This window comes from Gracilibacillus oryzae, assembly GCF_009498735.1.
In the GTDB taxonomy this organism is placed as follows: Bacteria; Bacillota; Bacilli; order Bacillales; family Amphibacillaceae; genus Gracilibacillus; species Gracilibacillus oryzae.
This window is the reverse complement of the sequence record NZ_ML762430.1, coordinates 102,643-121,946: the sequence shown is the minus strand read 5'-3', so window position 1 is coordinate 121,946 and position 19,304 is coordinate 102,643. Positions and strand designations below refer to the sequence as shown.

General features: G+C 36.6%; 21 protein-coding genes. 4 read left to right on the top strand and 17 right to left on the bottom strand.

The window, feature by feature from the left end:
• The 10 genes from F9U64_RS22990 to F9U64_RS10990 form a co-directional block, all read right to left on the bottom strand.
• The coding region (locus tag F9U64_RS22990; RefSeq protein ID WP_228275672.1) for an aminotransferase class I/II-fold pyridoxal phosphate-dependent enzyme at positions 1–263 on the bottom strand (263 nt) is incomplete at its 3' end.
• Between the two features lie 12 nt (positions 264–275).
• A complete protein-coding gene (locus F9U64_RS11030; RefSeq protein WP_153403348.1) occupies positions 276–1,220 on the bottom strand; it encodes a dTDP-glucose 4,6-dehydratase in 945 nt (314 codons plus the stop codon).
• Between the two features lie 40 nt (positions 1,221–1,260).
• Entirely contained in the window at positions 1,261–1,863 is a 603-nt protein-coding gene (locus F9U64_RS11025) for a class I SAM-dependent methyltransferase (protein WP_153403346.1), read from the bottom strand.
• 18 nt (positions 1,864–1,881) lie between these two features.
• Positions 1,882–3,300, bottom strand: coding sequence for a glycosyltransferase family protein (locus tag F9U64_RS11020; protein ID WP_153403343.1), 1,419 nt, complete (start codon positions 3,298–3,300; stop codon positions 1,882–1,884).
• Positions 3,301–3,313: 13 nt separating this feature from the next.
• Positions 3,314–4,828: a hypothetical protein gene (locus tag F9U64_RS11015; RefSeq protein WP_153403342.1), complete on the bottom strand. Its 1,515-nt coding sequence runs from the start codon at positions 4,826–4,828 to the stop codon at positions 3,314–3,316.
• 20 nt (positions 4,829–4,848) lie between these two features.
• On the bottom strand, positions 4,849–5,838 hold the full coding sequence (locus tag F9U64_RS11010; protein WP_153403340.1) for an SDR family NAD(P)-dependent oxidoreductase: 990 nt from the start codon (positions 5,836–5,838) through the stop codon (positions 4,849–4,851).
• Between the two features lie 962 nt (positions 5,839–6,800).
• Complete coding sequence (locus F9U64_RS11005; RefSeq protein WP_153403338.1) at positions 6,801–7,055, bottom strand: hypothetical protein; 255 nt, start codon at positions 7,053–7,055, stop codon at positions 6,801–6,803.
• A gap of 169 nt (positions 7,056–7,224) precedes the next feature.
• Complete coding sequence (locus tag F9U64_RS11000) at positions 7,225–8,172, bottom strand: hypothetical protein (RefSeq protein ID WP_153403336.1); 948 nt, start codon at positions 8,170–8,172, stop codon at positions 7,225–7,227.
• 11 nt (positions 8,173–8,183) lie between these two features.
• Entirely contained in the window at positions 8,184–9,665 is a 1,482-nt protein-coding gene (locus F9U64_RS10995; protein WP_153403334.1) for a hypothetical protein, read from the bottom strand.
• A gap of 201 nt (positions 9,666–9,866) precedes the next feature.
• Entirely contained in the window at positions 9,867–10,685 is an 819-nt protein-coding gene (locus F9U64_RS10990; RefSeq protein WP_228275671.1) for a BMQ_0737 family morphogenetic spore coat protein, read from the bottom strand.
• Positions 10,686–10,977: 292 nt separating this feature from the next.
• Here F9U64_RS10990 and F9U64_RS10985 point away from each other — a divergent pair, with 292 nt between their 5' ends.
• Complete coding sequence (locus F9U64_RS10985; RefSeq protein ID WP_153403332.1) at positions 10,978–11,265, top strand: hypothetical protein; 288 nt, start codon at positions 10,978–10,980, stop codon at positions 11,263–11,265.
• Between the two features lie 260 nt (positions 11,266–11,525).
• Here the strand turns inward: F9U64_RS10985 and F9U64_RS10980 are convergent, their stop codons facing one another.
• From F9U64_RS10980 to F9U64_RS10965, 4 genes are all read right to left on the bottom strand, one after another.
• Positions 11,526–12,749 carry a surface carbohydrate biosynthesis protein gene (locus tag F9U64_RS10980; RefSeq protein WP_153403330.1) on the bottom strand — a complete coding sequence of 408 codons (1,224 nt, stop codon included), beginning with the start codon at positions 12,747–12,749 and terminating at the stop codon, positions 11,526–11,528.
• Positions 12,750–12,751: 2 nt separating this feature from the next.
• On the bottom strand, positions 12,752–13,021 hold the full coding sequence (locus F9U64_RS10975) for a hypothetical protein (RefSeq protein ID WP_153403328.1): 270 nt from the start codon (positions 13,019–13,021) through the stop codon (positions 12,752–12,754).
• Positions 13,008–13,568 carry a hypothetical protein gene (locus F9U64_RS10970; protein WP_153403327.1) on the bottom strand — a complete coding sequence of 187 codons (561 nt, stop codon included), beginning with the start codon at positions 13,566–13,568 and terminating at the stop codon, positions 13,008–13,010. The genes F9U64_RS10975 and F9U64_RS10970 overlap by 14 nt, the downstream gene beginning before the upstream one ends.
• 255 nt (positions 13,569–13,823) lie before the next feature.
• A complete protein-coding gene (locus F9U64_RS10965; RefSeq protein ID WP_153403325.1) occupies positions 13,824–14,501 on the bottom strand; it encodes a BMQ_0737 family morphogenetic spore coat protein in 678 nt (225 codons plus the stop codon).
• Between the two features lie 295 nt (positions 14,502–14,796).
• Here F9U64_RS10965 and F9U64_RS10960 point away from each other — a divergent pair, with 295 nt between their 5' ends.
• Genes F9U64_RS10960 through F9U64_RS10950 form a run of 3 tightly spaced genes read left to right on the top strand, consistent with a single transcriptional unit; the run spans position 14,797 to position 17,358 of the window.
• A complete protein-coding gene (locus tag F9U64_RS10960) occupies positions 14,797–16,188 on the top strand; it encodes a hypothetical protein (RefSeq protein WP_153403323.1) in 1,392 nt (463 codons plus the stop codon).
• On the top strand, positions 16,188–16,607 hold the full coding sequence (locus F9U64_RS10955) for a M67 family metallopeptidase (protein ID WP_194287339.1): 420 nt from the start codon (positions 16,188–16,190) through the stop codon (positions 16,605–16,607). The genes F9U64_RS10960 and F9U64_RS10955 overlap by 1 nt, the downstream gene beginning before the upstream one ends.
• Positions 16,608–16,641: 34 nt before the next feature.
• Positions 16,642–17,358: a sulfotransferase family 2 domain-containing protein gene (locus tag F9U64_RS10950; protein ID WP_194287338.1), complete on the top strand. Its 717-nt coding sequence runs from the start codon at positions 16,642–16,644 to the stop codon at positions 17,356–17,358.
• 67 nt (positions 17,359–17,425) lie between these two features.
• On the opposite strand, the gene F9U64_RS10945 is transcribed toward F9U64_RS10950, so the two are convergent.
• The 3 genes from F9U64_RS10945 to F9U64_RS10935 all read right to left on the bottom strand — a co-directional run bounded on the left by F9U64_RS10945 (position 17,426) and on the right by F9U64_RS10935 (position 19,225).
• Complete coding sequence (locus tag F9U64_RS10945; RefSeq protein ID WP_153403317.1) at positions 17,426–18,160, bottom strand: AAA family ATPase; 735 nt, start codon at positions 18,158–18,160, stop codon at positions 17,426–17,428.
• 6 nt (positions 18,161–18,166) lie between these two features.
• Entirely contained in the window at positions 18,167–18,907 is a 741-nt protein-coding gene (locus F9U64_RS10940) for a class I SAM-dependent methyltransferase (RefSeq protein ID WP_153403315.1), read from the bottom strand.
• A 111-nt stretch (positions 18,908–19,018) separates the two neighbouring features.
• Entirely contained in the window at positions 19,019–19,225 is a 207-nt protein-coding gene (locus F9U64_RS10935; protein WP_153403313.1) for a nucleoside/nucleotide kinase family protein, read from the bottom strand.
• Positions 19,226–19,304 lie beyond the last annotated feature (79 nt).

The window sequence follows — 19,304 nt, the reverse complement described above, 5'->3', positions numbered from 1 at the left end:
GCAGCAAACGTCATTGGTGTTGTTATCACTTCATCTCCATTACCAATCTCTGCAGCGAAACAAGCACCGTGCAATGCCGCTGTCCCGCTAGAAAAGGCAACAGCATGATTGGCACCGACATATTCAGCGACCTTTTGTTCAAATTCCGGTATCATTGGCCCTGTTGTAAGCCAGTCACTATTTAACACATCTAGTACTTTCCTTCTATCTTCCTCATCGAGCCATTGTTTCCCATATGGTAAAAAATCAGTTCGTTTAGGCATAATGAATCTTCCTTAAATTAATTTTGTTGAAGCAATCCACTTTTCGGTTGCCAGAATTCCAGCTTCCAGACTGTAGGACGGCTCCCAATTTAATAATTGCTTGGCTTTTGAGTAATCACATAACAATTTCGGAATTTCACTTTGTGGATGAATATGCTCAACATGCTTTATCCGGCTGTCATCCTGGGCGATCATTTTTGCCAGATCATTAATGGAAATGTCTTTTCCTAAGCCAGCATTAATGATTTCTCCATTCGCTTGATCGGAAAAGCCAGCTTCCACTACAAACCGCGCACAATCTTCTACATAAAGCAAATCTCTTGTTTGCTTTCCGTCACCATAAATGGAAAGGTCCTTGCCAGCTAATTTGTTTTTGATAAAAATAGCGACAACGCCACCTTCTCCGCCAGTTTTCTGGAATGGTCCATAGGTGTTAAATGGACGAATAACGGTGACAGGTAAATCATAAGCATAATAATAGGATAAGGCCATATTCTCTGCCGCCAGTTTAGCACCTGCATATGGAGAAGCTGGTTTGACCGGATTCAGCTCACTGATGCCACTCTCATTTTGTGCGCGCTCATATACCATGCATGTGCTCATAAACACCATCTTCACTTTATGTTCGCGACATTGCTCAAGCACATAAAAAGTACCGATAACATCGTTGTTAAAAGTTGTTTCGGGCTCATCAATACTGTCTTGAACATTAATGCTTGCACCTAAGTGGTAACATACTTCAAAATTGTTTTCGAATAATTGGGCAAGAGTCTTTCTGTTTTTTATATCACCAACAGTCAAACCTTGAAAATTCGGATGACTCTCCAATTCTGCTAAGTTCTCTTTTCTCCCATTCGATAAATCATCTAATACCCAGACAAGATGGTTTTCTTCTAACAGCCTTTTGACAACCCACCTTCCAATAAAACCTGCGCCACCTGTAACAAGAATGTTCAATGTTGTCATCCTTTCTTGGAAATATTATTTTTATAGCTTATTATGGAAATGCACGTATTGTTCTTTTAAAAATGCGAAGGCGATATTTTTCCAGATTTGCTTTTTTGCAGTCTGCCTCTTCGATTTGTTCAAAATCATATTTTTCAAAAATTTCCTTATAATTGCGCGGGAATAGTCGCCAGTTTGTTGAGTTCTCATCTTCAATTGTCAGAATGTACTCTCTGCTTATCCGAGCTATATGCTCAAATACCCATTCACTGTCAGGATGAATATGCTCAAGGACCGCCATCGTAAACACAAGATCATATTGATAGGTATTCACCTGTTTGATCCAATCTTCTATGGGGGTATGAACCACTTCAATCTCGTTTGCCATATCCGGGAAAGTTGTTCCCATTTTTTCCACAGCCTGCTTGCTTATCTCAATTCCTGTTAAATTTTTATAGTCATTTTGATATAACTCATGTAAGTTCCTTCCAACATTACAACCAAGCTCGATGATTTTGGCATTTGGCTGCATATACTTTTTCACATATTCCAGCAAGAACTTACTTCTTTCTTGAGGAACAAGGTAAGATTCTGGTGAGCTATTTTCGACCCAGTAATCATGAAGTTTCTTAACCGATTTTTTCTTCTTACTCATTTATCCTACTCCTTACTCTTATTCTTTGACTAAACGAAGAATTAGATTTTTCAATTTCAAACCAGATGCAGCTTTATTTGGATAGCTATAGGATAAAAACTTCTCCCTTACTTTATCTGCCTGTTGTCTATATTTCTCATTTATAAAATAGGCAATGACTTGTTTTGCAAGAATAACTGGATCTTTTTGCACTAATGGGGCAAGAGAATCATAATATCCTGAATAGCTTTTCAATCGAGAATGCATGATGAAGACTGGTTTGCCGACTAACATTGCTTCAAGTGCGACAGTAGATGCATAGGAAACAACAGCATCCACATTTGGCAAAATATCATATAGTTCAAGTGATTTTGTTGAACGGATAAAGGGATATTTAGCTAACAAAGAGTGCGCTTGATTATTCTCAAAATCTCGCAGAATGATATTTACATCTGCATGCTTGCTAATCTTGTTTACCAGCTGTTGCCATTTGATGAGGTGGCGCTCCTCTCGCACAATCAGAAGTACTGTTTTTTTCTTACGATCAATACCAAGTAGTTTGGAAAAGTGTGTGCGTGAATAGGTTGGTTTTGAGAATGCCAGGTCAAAACGGGGATGACCGATTATAGCGAGAGAACTCTTTATTGCGCCTTTTCTAAGATACCAATCTACTTCAAACTGCCCGTATACAGCGTCAACTGTTGCAACTTTTGGTATATAGCCAAACTCATTCCCGATAATGCCATGCTGCAGACAGACAGTTGGTATCCCTTTCTTTGCTGCCACAAATGCGACAACACGACCATAATGATTCGGACTGGAAATGACAAAACAGCTGATAGACTTGGAATCTGCCATCTTTTCCACCATTTCAATTAAATGGATGGTTGCATCTAATTTCACACGAAACATTTTTTGAAACATTTCATCCTGATAGATAGGATGCTTTTTATATTTCTCAAAGAGGTTACTTAATTGCAGCATCAATTGATTCCTTGGACCTTTAACAGATTGCTTATAGTCAGATAAATATTGAAATGGTATACCGATATTCTCATAAAAGGCCGCATTGTCTCGTTCTAGTTTGCTTTTGTCGTCTGAATTACTTGTGATTATCACCATCGTTTGCTGCGATGGAAAGTGGTCAGTAAATATTTTTTTGGGAAGGCGAATTAAACGATCAGCTATAATAGCAACTTTTCCCTGCTTCTGTTTTACACTTTTCTTCGGTTGAAGTGTTTGAAGATATTGATTATATGTTTCCTGTACGTCTTTCGCATCAACTGACTTTTCTGTCAAATGCACCGTATCAAGTTGGCTCCACAGTGTCTGATGCTTTCTGATTAAACTGGGAAAGTGGATTAGATAGGATAATGCATATCCTTTATATTGAAGTGATTCGAAGTCTTTTACATAATGGAGAAAAATAGTCCAATAATTCTGTGTGTACCGGTTCATCAGATCCACCTTCCTACCTTGTTAACCTTTGAATAAGTTTAAGCAATCGGTCAATCGAGCGTTTTTCAGTTGCATAGGCATTATCTAGAAAAGTCTGATGTGTCGCATCTATCCGCTTTTTATCAACAGGGCTGGAAAAATACCGATATACCTGATGTGCCAAAATTTTTGGGTTTTTGTGAATTAGATCATCCAATCCCTGATAATAGTTGGTATTTCCATTAGCATCTTTATCTAAAATGAAGACAGGTTTCTTGCTGATCAATGCCTCAAGGCCGACTGTTGATGGATAAGCTATCACTGCATCTACATTGGCAAAAATATCATATAATGGATAATGCATTGTTGAATATACATTCGGGAATTCTTTCGTTAATTGATGTGGTGATCTGCTTGGATAATTCTTGATTACAATGTTTATATCTAACTTTTGCGAGAGAAATTGTATCAATTTGCGCCATTGATCCACATCTTCCTGCCCTCTGACTGCGAACATTACCGTTTTCTTTTTCGGATCTAATCCTAACTTACTTTGAAACAATCGTTGCGGCACGTTGGATTGCTGAGAAATTTGGTCAAAACGCGGATGGCCGATAACCTCAACAGATCCTTTTGGGGCACCATTATTGATAAACCAGTCTTTTTCATATTGGCCATAAACTGCATCTATTGCAGCAATCTTTGGCAGATAGCCGAGCTCACTTGCAATAATGCCATGTTGCATACATATTGTCGGTATTCCTTTACTTGCTGCAACTATTGCAAGAATTCGATTAATGTAACTATGAGTTGTAGAAACGATCACACAGGATACGGCAATATGCTTTAAAAATCTTCTAGTCGCATCAATTTGGATCATGACAACTTTAAGGTTGTTCAGTAACCATTTCCTAAAAGTGTTATGACCGTATAAATGATGATCTTTATACTTATTTAAGAGCTTTATTGCTTCTTTTTGAACTAGTGAGATGTTCGCTTCAATATTTTTTTCATAACTTTCAAGAGACAAAGTAACCATTTTCTGTTTCACTTTATAATTAGTAGGATGGTTATTTTTTACTTTTACTTGTTTGACATTAATCGTATTGGTTAACGGTACCGCTCTTGCTTTCTTATTCACTCGTACTGAGTTAGCGTTCGGAATTGCTTTATTACCTGATAACTTACCATTTGTTAAGAGGATCGTCCGCTTATGGTCGAAATGACCCATAATTACCGAAGTGGGAAAACGCAGTAATTTATCCATATGGATGACAACTTTTCCCTGTGCTTTTTTTACCGTTTTTTTCGTATGATTTTGAATAAAATGATTAAACACCTGCTGAAACTGCTTCTGAGAGGTGATCTCATTCTTTATATTTTTGCTGTACTCCGCTCGTTTCAAATTTTGCAACAAAGAAGTATTTGGCAAAATATAACTTGGCAAATGACAAAGGTAAGGTAAAGAATATCCTTGAAAACTCAAGGCTTCAAAGTCTCGAATAAAATCTAAATACATGGACCAGTAATTTTTTTGAAAATTATTCAATATTACCTCCTCAACTTCCTCTAAATTAAGTGTGATTGTACTAATATTTCTCTTAATTCACTGTAACTGACAGCTTTTTGTTTGGAAGAACTGTAGGATGTCTGCTCAGCTCTTACAGCATCAGGGTAGACAGATGATTTATCGCTTGGAATAATATACATATCCGGTAATTCCCATGCGAACTGCGATTCATCCAATGTCATTAATTCCTCATACATCTTCTCCCCAGGTCGTAAACCAGTAACTTTCATTTGAATAGTGGATGAATCTATTTCTTGCTTCTGACAAACTTCATTAATTAGCAAATTTGCTAAGTCGCCTAATTTTACAACAGGCATTTTTAATACAAAGACTTCGCCGCCTTTTGCTTCTTTCAGAGCATGGATCGTTAAATTGGTCGCTTGCTGAAGTGTCATCATAAACCTTGTCATGTGGAGATTGGTAACGGTAATTTCCTGTTTTGTTTCAATCTGCTCTTTAAAAATTGGAATAACGGAACCTCTTGATCCCATTACATTGCCAAATCTTACACTTGCAATAACCGTTCGCTGTTCAGGATCATTCGTTGCAATCATTCTTTCTGCTATCAGTTTTGTCGCACCGTAAGCATTATTCGGAGAAATGGCTTTGTCTGTACTTGTAAAAACAACCTTCTTCACATGCTGATTTGTTGCTGCTTTCATGACATGATGTGTACCCAGAATATTCGTTTTTACCGCTTCTACAGGGTTACCTTCACACATTTCCACACGCTTCATTGCAGCTACATGGAATACATAGTCGATACTTTCCATTGCTTGCAACACGCGATCATAATCTCTAACATCACCAATCATCAATTGAAGTTTAGGATTATTATGAAATCTTTCTTTTACTTTATGCTGCTTATATTCATCCCGACTGAATATTCGAATCAGTTCAGGGTTCTCTTTCAGCAATTGCTGGATAATACTTGTACCGATTGTTCCTGTACCACCAATTACTAAAATTCTTTTACCTTCAAAATACACAGTCGCTCCCTCTTTCTTCCTGCTAGATTTTCAATTTGTACTGTATATGTATATTAGATATAGGAAAAACAGTTAACGACCTCAGCCTACATTCGGCTGCCCCTTTTTTTAAAAAATAAAATTGAAGCTAAGACATAATGAAAACAACTCAGCTCAAAAATGAATAATAAAAATTTCCAGAAAGAAAGAGAAAGGCAGATAATGTGGTATATATTTTTAGAGGAAGCAGACCTCCCTTATGCCTGTGGTGAAAACGAAGTATTTTGACGGAGAGGTGTTGAAAAACATTCTGCAAATGAACAAAGAGGGTGGAACATAACTATTATGTCCACCCAAAAGACGAATGTATTAAAAAATAAATGACACATAATAGGGATTATGTGCAGTAACATTTTTAGAGTAGTTTTTGAAATCTACAGTGTGCAAGGATGTCGCTTCGTCCGGCCACTTCGCTTTCCGTGGGCTCGGCGGTCTGCTAACTTTACAAAGAAGAGCATTTTGTAAAGTGGATCTTCACCTCTCGCTGTCCCACAGGAGTCTGCGTGGCCGGCCTACGCTTTAGAATTGCTCTACAATGGTTGTGACAGAAGAATCGTTTAGCTCATATCAATCCAACTGCTACTTCCTATAAACATTGTTGAGTTTCATTCAAGCGCAGTCCGATTGCGGAGACTCCTGTGGGAACAGGGCGAGCTGAGGCCGTCCCCAAGGAAAGCGAAGCAATCGGACGTAGCGGCGTCATTGCACTCTCATAACTTCAAAATTAACTTTTATTACTTACTGCACATAATCCCTATTATGTGCAGCAAGTAACTTATATAGGAAAAGGATAGTTGCGAAAAAAGGTTTAAACGAATTCCACTATCATTCGGATTTTTGGGTGAGTAAAATCTTTTGTACCCTAAGTTTCAGCAATATACTTTTGACTGAGCCTCTAGTTAAAGAGATGATTCCTTACATGATCACTCTTTAGTCAGGCTTTGGATACATTGAATTAATCTCTTAGACGATGAGATCTTGTTAGGATAGGCATCCGCTAAAAACGCATCAATTTTTTTCTGAACTCTAGATTTCTGTTTTGGATCTTTAAAGTAGTGAACGACTAATTTTGCAAGATCTTCCGGATTTTTTTGCACTAAAAAATCCAAACTGTCAAAATAGCCAGTATAGCTCATGTCTTCATTGTCCAAAACAAATACTGCTTTTCCTGCTATCATTGCTTCTAACACTACTGTTGACGTATAGGAAACTACACAATCAACAAATGGTAATATCTCATATAAATCTAATGATTGTGTAGACCTGATACTAGGTACCATTTTCGTTAACGGATGGGCAGCATCACCTGGGTAATCCTTTATAAGAATGTTTATATCTAATTCCTCTTCAATGATATCGATAAATGATCATAATTGTCTTTCTTTTCGGATTTACTCCAAGTTTTTTTAATACTTCTTTTCTCGTTTGAGAAATTGGTACAATTGCCTGATCAAACCTAGGGTGGCCAATTACTTGAGCAGATCCTTTGATGGCACCTCTCTTTCTGTACCAGTCTACTTCATAGTTACCATATACCGCATCAACTGTTGCGATTTTAGGTATATAACCAAATTCACTCCCAATAATTCCATGTTGCATACATATTGTTGGAATACCTCGTTCATAACCACTTAATGCTATAATTCTGCTGACATAGCTATGTGTAGTGGAAACAATAACGCAAGAAATTTTTTCTTGCTCAAAAAACTTCTGTACCTGCTCAATACAATGAATCACTTCTGCAATTTTTATGAGCAACAGACTTTGAAACTGTTTACTACTATATAAATGGTGACTATTATATTTCGCTAATAGCAGTTTTGCTTGATTTTGCACTTCTATCACACTACTGCCAATATTAATAACATAATCATTCAAATATCTTGTCGGAAGTTTATAAAGGGATTTACTCGTTTTTTTCTTGTTATAATTACCGGCAGCAACAATCATAGCATTCTGCGCACTAAAGTGATCTTTGTAGGTATGTTCGGGGAAGCGGAGTATGGTGTCATAGTGTATTGCAACTTTCCCACCCGGCTTTGTGTTTGAAGGTTTTCGGTGTGTATTAATATAATGATTAAAATGCTGTTGGACTGCCTCTGAATCCATTCCTTTATTGACCAAGCGTTTCGCAAAGGATTCATTCTTCATGTCAAGCCAAATTGCTTTGTTTTTTCGTATTAAGCCTCGAAAATGAATGATATGTGATAAAGAAAATCCTCTGTATTTTAAACTTTCAAAATCCTTGATAAAGTCCATATATAATGACCAATAATTTGTTTTATATACATTCATAGTACACACCCTTACTTTGTTAATCGATTTATTAAATTATTCAAACGATCAATGGACGATGTTTGAACAGGATAGATATAATCTAAAAACTTCTTTCTTTGATTTTCTGCTAATCTTCTTGTTTCTGTATTATTAAAATAATCTGTAACCAGGTTGCCTAATTCTATTGGGTTTTTCACTACTAAATTTCCTAATTTATCATAATACCCAGAGTAATCTCTGAAATCTTCAAGCAGGATAAAAACCTGCTTACCAGCGAGCATCGCTTCTATGCCAACTGTTGATGAGTAAGTTATCACTGCATCAACTTGTGGAAACAGTTCATAAATTTCTAATTTTTTTGTTGAATGAACAAAGGGAAACTCCTTTGTTAATGGGTGTGGTTCTTTACTGGGATAATTCTTAATAAACACATTCAAATCTAGTTTATTATTTGCAATTGTTGTGATGAATTGTCTCCACAACTTATCATCTTGCGCACCTCTTAACGCGATCAAGATTGATTTTTTCTTTCCCGTATCTAATTTCGTCTTAATTGATACTTTTTTAAATGCTTGATCAAATCTCGGATGACCAATTATTTCCACAGAATTTTTAGGCACATCCATTTTTTTAAACATATCCTTTTCAAAATTACCATATACTGCATCCACTGTTGCTATCTTCGGAATGTATCCCAATTCACTAGACACGATACCATGCTGCATGCAAATCGTAGGAATTCCTGCCTCAGATGCCACAACTGCCAAGATTCTGCTTTTATAATTGTGGGTGGAAGGTACAATGATACAAGCAACCTTCACTTCCTGTAAGAATTTTTTCACCATTTCTATGCATGAGATAACATCTGAAATAGCTTGTAAAAACCATATTTGAAAATTTTGGTCTTTATATATGTGATGATCATTGTATTTTACAAACATTTTCGTAGCTTGTTGTTGTATTATTTTCACCTGTTTTTTTACATCACTCGTGTATTTATCTAATGGATAAACAGGTAGCAAAATATTAGAAGCAGTTTTTTGAGTTGGTTTTGGCTTTTTTCCTCCTGCTTGGTTTACGATTACACCATTTAATGGTTCAACAGTAGCTTTATTTGACACTATCTTTGGCTTTTTCCGCTTTTTCTTACTCATCGTAGACAAAATGACTGTCTTTGCTGGATCAAACTTACTTAAAGTTTCTGGAGAGAATCGTAACAATTTATCCATATTGATTACAGTCTTCCCTTGATTCTTAGTTAATGGCTTCTTTTCATGTGATTGGACAAATTGATTGAATAATGCTTGTAATTCCTTTGGACCGTTTATGTTTCTTTTTATATTCTTGCTATAATCAGCGCCCTCTAACTCATTCAATAGTCTATTCTGATGCAAAACATATCTCGGTAAATGACATAAATATGGAAGTGAATAGCCATTATATTTTAATGATTCAAAATCTTTTATAAAGTCATAATAAAGCGACCAGTAGTTTTTCAAAAAAGTACTCATGGATTACCCCTCTCGTAATAAGTTATAATGCTTGTACCGATCATCCTAGTAAAAATCATTCCTATTATATCTGCACAGTTCCTCTTTACCAGATTTACGCGGTGTACAGTATATGTATATTAATTTTCTGAAAACAAGTAAACGACCTCAGCCTAAAACCTACGCCCCTTTTGATTTTCTGGAAAAAAAGAGAGAGGATTTTTACTCCTCTCCTAAGTTGAAATCAAACGGGAAAGCTGATCCTTCCATAAAATCGTTATTGACTGTTTTATCAACCATCGTATGATTTTCTGTTTGGTAACCTGATTTTTCTTTTTCTATTGAATCCGAAGTTTTATCATTTCTTATTTCACAGCTTGCCGGGAAGATCACGGGACATTGTGCAGGCATAACTGGCTTCGGACAAGTTGGTAAGGCTATTTCTGCATCTCTTGGCTGGCAAAAATCAGCCAAAATTTCAATGATTACTTCATATGTCGATTGAATGCTTTGACAAAGTCTCACTGACACCATAGCACTTAATTCATCTGCCTCTGTTGTTGTCCCCGAATCACATGTAACATTACATACAAAGCAATTAAGATCTGTGTATCTCACTGAAATGTCCGTTCCTTCAGGTGCGCAAAGCAGAACCTGTTCACATCTGGTAAAAGGCACTGTTCCCACCTCAACTGTTGCCCCACCAAGTGTTGGGATTAAATCAACAAATAAGGTTATACTGAAATTCTTGCGTATTGTCACAAGTTGTAAAGTGATGTCTTCACCATCTGCCTGAAAAACTTGATCTTGCCTGTTCGCAACTTCAGCTGGAAGAACTTCATCTGGTTCAATGACACATGTAACTGATTCAGGTGAAATATCTGTACACTCTAATGGAACTCCTGTTGCCGGATTAATCGGCAAGTCAAGGCCTGCTAAATTCAAATCAAAATTCGATTCATTAACAATCCAGTCATATACTTTATCTGTCTGAATACAAATTAACTCCTGATTGCCAGGGGAAATTTTGGACTTATGCAAATTCATTACCTCCATTCTAATTCTCTACATAATCAGCCTATGTAAAAAGTCCAAAATTGGTTAATCATCCCGTATCATTTCTCACATTTCTGGACGATTGTAATAATATAAAGGGAGACTTTGATCAGTGGGGGTTTTTATATCCCCCACTGATCATTAGCGAAACTTATCAGGATGCTTAGCGTCTGTTTATCCCCCACTTACTTTCTTTGTGTTACTTGAATCTTAAGGGGGGGTTACAGACGGTTGGCGCTGTGATAAAGCAGATGTGAATTTAGAAAGGAGCATGTTCATGGATCAGCAAATTGAACAAATGCAACAGTCCATTGAAGAGATCAGATCAGAAATTCAGCTTATTCGAGATACAGTAAATGCACTGGATACCAAGGAAATAATCAGCAAACTTGAACCATTTTTAACACAAATAGACGAGGAATTTAACACAATTAAAAAAGAAATGCAAACCCAAAATCAGGCGATTCATCAATTAAAACAACAGTCTTCCTCCCACTCGAGACAATACGTTCCAAAGCGGCCAAATTATACTATTCCAGGCCAAAACACCACTAAGTTATTCTAGCCTTTTTTCTGTAATTGCCCATGCAATCAACTTTCTGTGCAATATAATAAAGGGAGACTTTGCAGTGAGAGTCTTGACACTGATTCTTAGCGCAATGATAAAAGATAAATCTGGAAGGAGCTGATCTTTTTGAAAGCAAGAGAAATAACTCAAAAAGTCCAACATAACACGAATGCTGCAACCCCTGTTTCACTGACTACCTCTAGAATTAAAAAAAAGACAAAAATAAAACGAAGTGGTGGCGGCTGCTGTTTAAAAGGCTAACATGACAGATGAAATACATGATTAGCGACAGGCTTGACTTCAAATAAAATCTCTGTTTCATTAACTTGATTCATTTTTTGAAAAAAAGAAACGATTTCGTCTTTTGTTAAAGAGAAATTTCTCTTTCTTTTTTTTGTTCTTACAATCATTTTACTACCTTCTTTTTTAGAAAATCTGTCCAATGGTAGTGATAAAGAAATTTGATTACATAAAGATAAAATCGTCTGACAGGAATCATGGGAAGGCGACCATTGAACATAATCCTCCATTTTTCCTGTTACAGGTGGAAGGGTTTCTTTGTTAATGAATTTCTCTAAGTTTCTGATTATTTCATCGGAATTTCTCGCAATTTGTCCAAACTGATTAGGCAGGCTTGGCTCCATTGTCTCAAATGGGATATAGGAAATTACCGGCCGTCCCAATAAATAAGCTTCCATACCCGATGTACAACCATGATGAATAACAGCCTCCGCTGCATAAAGCCATGGAATAATATTTCCTTCATGTACCACAAGGATATTGGTATATTGTTGAAGAGCTTTTCGATAACTGGTAAAGTTCTCACCAGGATGTGGTCTAATAATAATCTTTTTATCTGGAACCAGACTTGCAAGATGTTGTATCATCTTTAAAAAATGCTCATACAGCTTTTGAATATGCTGGTAATGGATGGATTCTTTCAAGCCTTTTGGGGTGTTGTATCGGGAGAATCTCGTATTGATTAGGATAAAATCACCATATTTAGCTTTAAGCTTTAGTCTATCTGCTTCATAAAGTTTCCTGTACTTCGGAGTCAACAAATCAAAACGAGGATTACCTGTAATGTGAAGTTTTGCCTTTAAGTCTGGATATGCGCTAAGAATGGTATTGTATTGATGAGGTCCCCAGCAATATTCCTGTTCAACTAAATGTAATGTTTGCTTCTGCATCCGATCCTGCAAGTAAAGCTTTTTTTGAAAAATTAATCCCTCTTCATCCAACTCCACAACGGAATGTTTCTTTTCCAGAGCACTTGATATCACCCTTTGACGAAAACCATGCGGGCCTCCTTTAGAAAAAAAGATACCCTGAGGATATTTTCCACATACTTGTTCTAACACGGGATGGTCCCCAATAATTACATTGTAGCCTTGTTGAATTGCATGATACGCAAGCAATAACTTTGCGTCACACTCTCTAACTTTCACTTCAATCGGCAGGTAAAGCCAATTTCTCTTCATTTTTACACCTTTTCTTCTAATTTCCGTATTATTTGCTCCAATTGCTGTTTTTGTTCAAGTATCATTTGATCTATTTTTGCCTCAGCCAAACTGGTATCATATGCTTTATCCTGCCCGTCTTGTGTAAATAAATAGGCAAGGATCATTTGTAATGTCTGATTATCCAAAAAAACAAAACTGCCGCCATCGTTCGTGCTGCTCTTCTCCAACTGATTCTCATAATCTGCTAAATATTTTCCTATTAACTGGTGCGCCAGATTACTCCTCTTCATAAAAATCCTCCCTTTCCACAATGGTTCCATTTATATTGATCTGGTTAACGGCATGAAGTCCCTCTTTTATTTCATCACCATAAACGAAACCTTGAATGGAGCCATTATAAGCAGAGTCTGCCGTCCATCTTACTTGAAAATTCGGAAAAGATATGGTCTCATTAGCTTCCATCATTGTTTTTTTGCTTGGTCTTAACCAGTACTCTTCTTTATTTGTTGCTTCATTTACTCGTTCCCACGCATTTGCTAACTGCATTGGCTGTTTTGTATCTGGGTAAATATATTTTCCCGAGAAATCAAATAATTCTGCTGGAGTAAGCTTTATACAAATCATCGGATTGGAAACAGGTTTGTCACCAATATTCTGAATATGGAAGGTACCAAGTATGTAGTTTTCCCTGTTGGAATCATGCGAAATCTGAGTAGTGTAAGTAAAATAAGGAATCAACTGCAACGGCTTTTCAATTCCTTCCAGTAACTCTTCTATTCTCTTAAAATAGGTTGCCTGCATTTCTGTCCATTCTGTTAACTTTCGTTCAAGTGTCACTTTCTCCACCTCTTTCTTTGTTTCATGTAAATAAGAAAAGCGCAGAGCGCCCTCTTAGAAACGTAGCGACTGGAGCGAATCAACTGAGATAAAGGAATCACGGTGAGCTTGCGAATCGATGATGACTTATCGTAGGGCGATTCGTGAAGTCGCCTAGTTTCTGGCGCTCGGAGCTAGACATCTCCGTTTATACTTTCTTTACTTATCAAAAAAATAAAGAGAGGATGTTCCCTCTCTTTATTTTATGTCGGCTGTTTAATCATTATTACCCGCATTAGCAGGGAAAACCACTGGGCATTGTGCTGGCATTGTTGGTGCAGGGCATGGCGGGAATGCCAAAAGATCACGCGGCTGACAGAAGTCAGCAATTAGTTCTAATGTTACTGGGTACGTTGACTTGATGCTTTGGCAAAGACGTACTGTAACAGTCACATCAATTTCATCAAGTTCTTCGGTTGTACCTGGATCACAGCTTGCTGTACATACGAAGCAATCTAAATCAGTATAAGTTACATCGATTTCAGTTCCAGTTGGTGCACACAAGATTACTTGCTCACAACGTGTAAATGGAACATTGCCTACAACTACTCTCGTACCGCCAAGTGCTGGTACTAAATTAACAAAAATTGTGACGTCAAAATTCTTGCGAATGTTCACTACCTGTAATGTCACCTCTGCACCATCAACAACAAATACTTGGTCTTCTCGTCCTGTTACAACAATTGGATCAACCTCAGCAGGATCAACGGCACAAGTTACTGAATCAAGATCAATATCAGGACATTCCAACTGTGCACCAGTAACTGGGTTTAGTGGTAAGTCTAGATTGTTTAATGCCAAATCAAAATTTGCTTCATTTAAAACCCAGTCATAAACCTTCTCTGTATTAATACACAGAAGTTCCTGCCCTCCTGTTAAATTCTTTGCTTGCATTATGCAAACACCTCCAAATAAGATTAATGTCCATATAGCCTATGACAACATGCAACGAAATGTTTTAGTTGAAGAGCGGAATTATGATGATATTTGTGAAGATGGGCGAATATCATACTACTAAGTTGCTCTCTCACTAGCGCAACAACAACCATGACTGACAGTAATGCAAATATGATATGTCATTTGACTTGTAATGATAAATGTTTGTCATTGACGAAAAACATAGCACATTTGTCACGATTTGATGTTTCACCAATATTATATTAATGTACGATAAAAAGGGTGAATAACTATGTACCAATATAGGCTTTATAATGAGGAAGAAATTAAGAAATTAAAGGATGATTTACAAAGATATAAAGAGGCTGTCACTGAAATTGAGTTGAAGAAAGATAGTTCAAGCAAAATGTCAGCTCTCAACGATAAACTCGTAAAGTTAAAAGGAGAAATGATAAAGATGGAAGAATCTTATCAAGACAAAATTAAGCATAAAGAGCAAGAGGAACAAAAATTGACCACTCAATTTCGTTCCCTTAATCATTCAATTAATCAGCTGAAAGAAGATGTTTCCTTAATTAAAGGAGAGGTACGCACAAATCATATCCAGGACCTGTTGTCAAAAGTGGATCATATAATGTCCAAAACATCACAGGATTTAACAAAAGTAAAACAAGAAATGAGCTCACAGAAAAAAGAAATAAGTCAGCTGAAAAATACGGTCACTCCAAACCGGCAAAGGAAACCGTACAATTCGGAATACCGGCAAATACAAACAATGCTCAGTAATATTAAAGAAAAGAATTCGCCAAACCAACAGTTGAACACCTTTCGTCCAAGAAATACAATTCCTTCCAATCCATCCAGTCAAAATTACTTTCAAGGCAGTGTAATTGAAAAGGATCCAAAAACAATTTCTACCGTTCGTCTTGAAGCTGGAAAAAATATTATTAACCGACCAAAGAAGAGAACGAAGATCGTACCAGAAAAAAATATAGAACAAGGAACAGTCAATATTGATGAGCAAAAACTTCCTCTTCAAAAAGAAGATACTAGGTTGGAGCAAACAACAAATAATACAGTTTCGTCTGCAACGAACAAGAATATAACAGAACAAATTAAGCTGGAAACTAAGGAACAAGAGCTAGTTGATTTAACAAATGTAGAAACAACATCAAAGACTTTTCCTGATAAGAAGGAAAATAAGGAAGCCGAAGTAACTGATCAATACCAACAATCCAATATTACAACTGAAAGCAAACCAGAGACAGTACACTCAGATGTTGATACGTTCTCAACAAATGTAACAGAACCAATAAAAGAAGATTCCTTACCAATTGAAACAAACAGCGAACAATCAACAGAAAACCATGAAAAAAATATAGCAGCTTCCGTTTCTGCCCATCAAGATAACAATTTAGATACAGAAACACTTAAACAGGAAGAAAGAAAAGAGGAAAAACCGCTTGAACATAATGGGATGTCAGAAAGTAAAGATCCTCTCATTGATCCAGGTTCTGCTAAGCTTTTGACCGAAAACAACCAGAAACAAGAGCAGGAATCCCATTTCTTTCAAGAAAATGATAAGAAGCCTGAAATGCAAGCAGATGAGACAGATCCGGAAAAAGTAACAGGTTGGAGAAAGACCTGGTTATTTGCAAAATCACTATGGAAGAAAACAAAATAATGAATGAAACTTTAAATGAAGGGCCGATATTGTTTTCTAAAGGCATCTTCAACGAAATGATCCAACACGGAATGGAATGCATTCCCTATGAAGCATGCGGTCTTCTTTCAGGAAAAGAAAATCATGTCATTACCATTTGGCCATTAAAAAATGAACGAAAATCCCAAAAACAATTTTTTGTCAGTGAAAAAATTGTTGAACAAACTTTAAAGGAAATAGAGAAAAGCGGAGAGTTTTTACAAGCCATCTATCACACACATCCTACTACATCCCCTATTCCTTCCAGTGTGGATTTAGCTAACCATGCCGATGAGAATATTGCTATGGTTATCATTTCTTATAAACAAAAAACGCCTCTTGTAAAATGGTATGTTCTAATGCACAAGCAATACGCAGAACGAATCATAACATTAATATAGTAAAGGACTTTTAATGCAGAGAGGTGGGATCCTGTTGATTTTGTTTGAACAAGACTCGACAGGTAAAAGGAAAGATGTTTGCTTGTTGCACATTCCGAAATGTGGTGGTAAAACCTTATGGAAGATTTTGCAAAGTCAACCACAAACTTTTCTTGTTTGGCATAACAGAATGTTTGAAGTACCAAAACAACCGATCACATTTTTTACAATGCTAAGAGATCCTGTTGATCGTGTTATCTCAACTTACTATTATATTAGAAGGTATGAAGCTGACCCGCTTCATAGTATTGTGAAAAACATGGAATTAGATGAATTTGTCTCTTATATGTATAAAGAAAGATACAATCCTCTTTATAAAAAATCTATCAATATCCACTACCGTACAGTTAATCTTGCCACAAGGTATCTAACTGGCGGTAAACCAAACAAAAGGAAAAAAGCTCTTAAAAATCTGGAAAAATATTTTATCTTTGCTGGTATAACCGATATGTATGTTGAATCGATGTTTTTTTTGAAGGAACTGCTTAATCTGGAGATTAACAAGATTCCAAATATTAATCATACAGATAAACGACCACACCTTGAGGAAATTCCAGAAGATATAATTCAGCTAATTATGGAAAACAACCAGCATGATATCGCCATTTATAATTGGGCGAAGGAACGTTTACAGAATAAAATAATGCAACTAAATGCAGAGCAGAAGAACTCCTATAACAACTGGATAGACGAATTCAAAAGCGACCGGTGACTAGTAAAACCTCCTGATGCAGAGGAGGTTTTATAATGTTTTTAAAAAATTAAATGTACATGAGCGCTTATTCCTCCTCTGCAAATAACTCTTCCAAAAACTTCTCCCGATGCTGTAAAAAATACTTGGTCACCCGATAATGATCAGTTTCCTCATATTTCACTTGCTCAATCTTTCCATTATCAAACGAGAGTATAGTAGCATCTGGATAGCCTAACAGAATCGGTGAATGTGTAGCAATTATAAACTGACAGTCTCCCTTTTTCGTCAAATCATGCAATATCCTTAAAAAGGTAAACTGACGGTTTGGGGATAAAGCCGCTTCAGGCTCGTCTAAAAGATAGATAGCTCCCCCATTAAACCTGTTTAGAAATAATGATAAGAAAGATTCGCCATGAGATTGATGGTGTAAGGACTTGCCCCCATATGCACGGTAAGGTTCCAACGCTCCTGTCTCTATTTGATCTAAGTGTGTGGCAAAATGATAGAATGATTCTGCTCTTAAGAAAAAGCCATTTGTCACTTTTGGTAACCACGCCAAGCGAATATATTCACCTAAGGCAGACTCTGAGGCATCCACATCATAGACGTTATTTCTTCCCCCGCCAGCTGTATTAAAATCACATTTATCCGCTATAGCCTCAAGCAATGTTGATTTTCCTGTCCCATTTTCTCCAATAAAAAATGTAACAGGCTTGTTTAATTCGATTCCATTTAATTGATGTATAGCTGGAATGGAAAAAGGATAAGTGGAAAAAGAGGTAACTTTCTCCCTTTGCAGTTGAATATTACGTAAAAACAAGACTATTCACTTCCTTGCAATGATCATGAATCGTTTCTCATTTGTTTGAATTCCCAGATCAGTCTGATTCAGATGGACGAATTCATTAAATTTTTCCAGGTTTTTTTTATTATTGCCAAAGTTCGGTATTATAGGTGTATGAGATAATAAGAAAAGCAGATCCTCTGGACGCTGATAATACTCTACAGCGTTATAATCATATGCTTGTATATTTGTAAAACCGGCGCTTTCCAATTCAGCTAAATAACGTTGTTTGAGCTCCCCATCTGTCTCTGATATACCATCAGCTAATCCAAACGATTCTTTCAAGTTTATTTTATCTGCTTCACTTACTTGTTGTGTATAGAAAACCCCGTCATCTGTTAATAACCTGACAACTTCATTTGCTTCAAAAGGTGCATGGCGACTGGTAATACAGCTAAAGGATCGTTCAGGAAAGTCTATATTTTCAGCAATCATTTGAAAAAAGTTCACATTCGTCACTTCAGCATTCTTTAGATTTTCACGGGCTTTTTCAATCATACTTGCGGATTGATCTATCCCGACTATTAGATAGAATTTATCTGCTAAATTGATTACTTTCTCCCCGCTGCCTGTACCGATATCTAATAAGGAATCTGTTTCGCGACATTGTTTTGTCACTTCTTCATAGAAGTTCCATGCTTCCCCTTTCATTGTCACTTGAATTTGACTAAAATCCCATCCAATCTCTTTTCCTGCTTTATTATAAAAATCTAATTCTTTCACTTTATTTCCCCATTTCTGCCACTATATTGGCTGACAATTCGTCTGGAGTCAGTAACCCATCTAAAACTAAATCACTAGCTGACATAATCGATTTCTGCATAGCGGTTTTGTTTACATCCGAAACAATTGGGGTAAGGTCCCACTGATCAGGTTCCGCACCATTATATAACATTCGGTAAAATTGGACGTTCCTGAAAATCCATAGTCATCATAATAAAACACTGTCGCATTTGGAAACACTTCGGCAAACCAATTGGTTAATGTTGTTTTTCCGCCGCCTGAAACAGAGGAAATACTTATTACGAACGGTTTTGCCATGATTACTCCCTTTTTAGTTTTCATATAGTTATACTAACATATTGTGAATTGATATAATAGGGTAGAAGGAATTTTATGG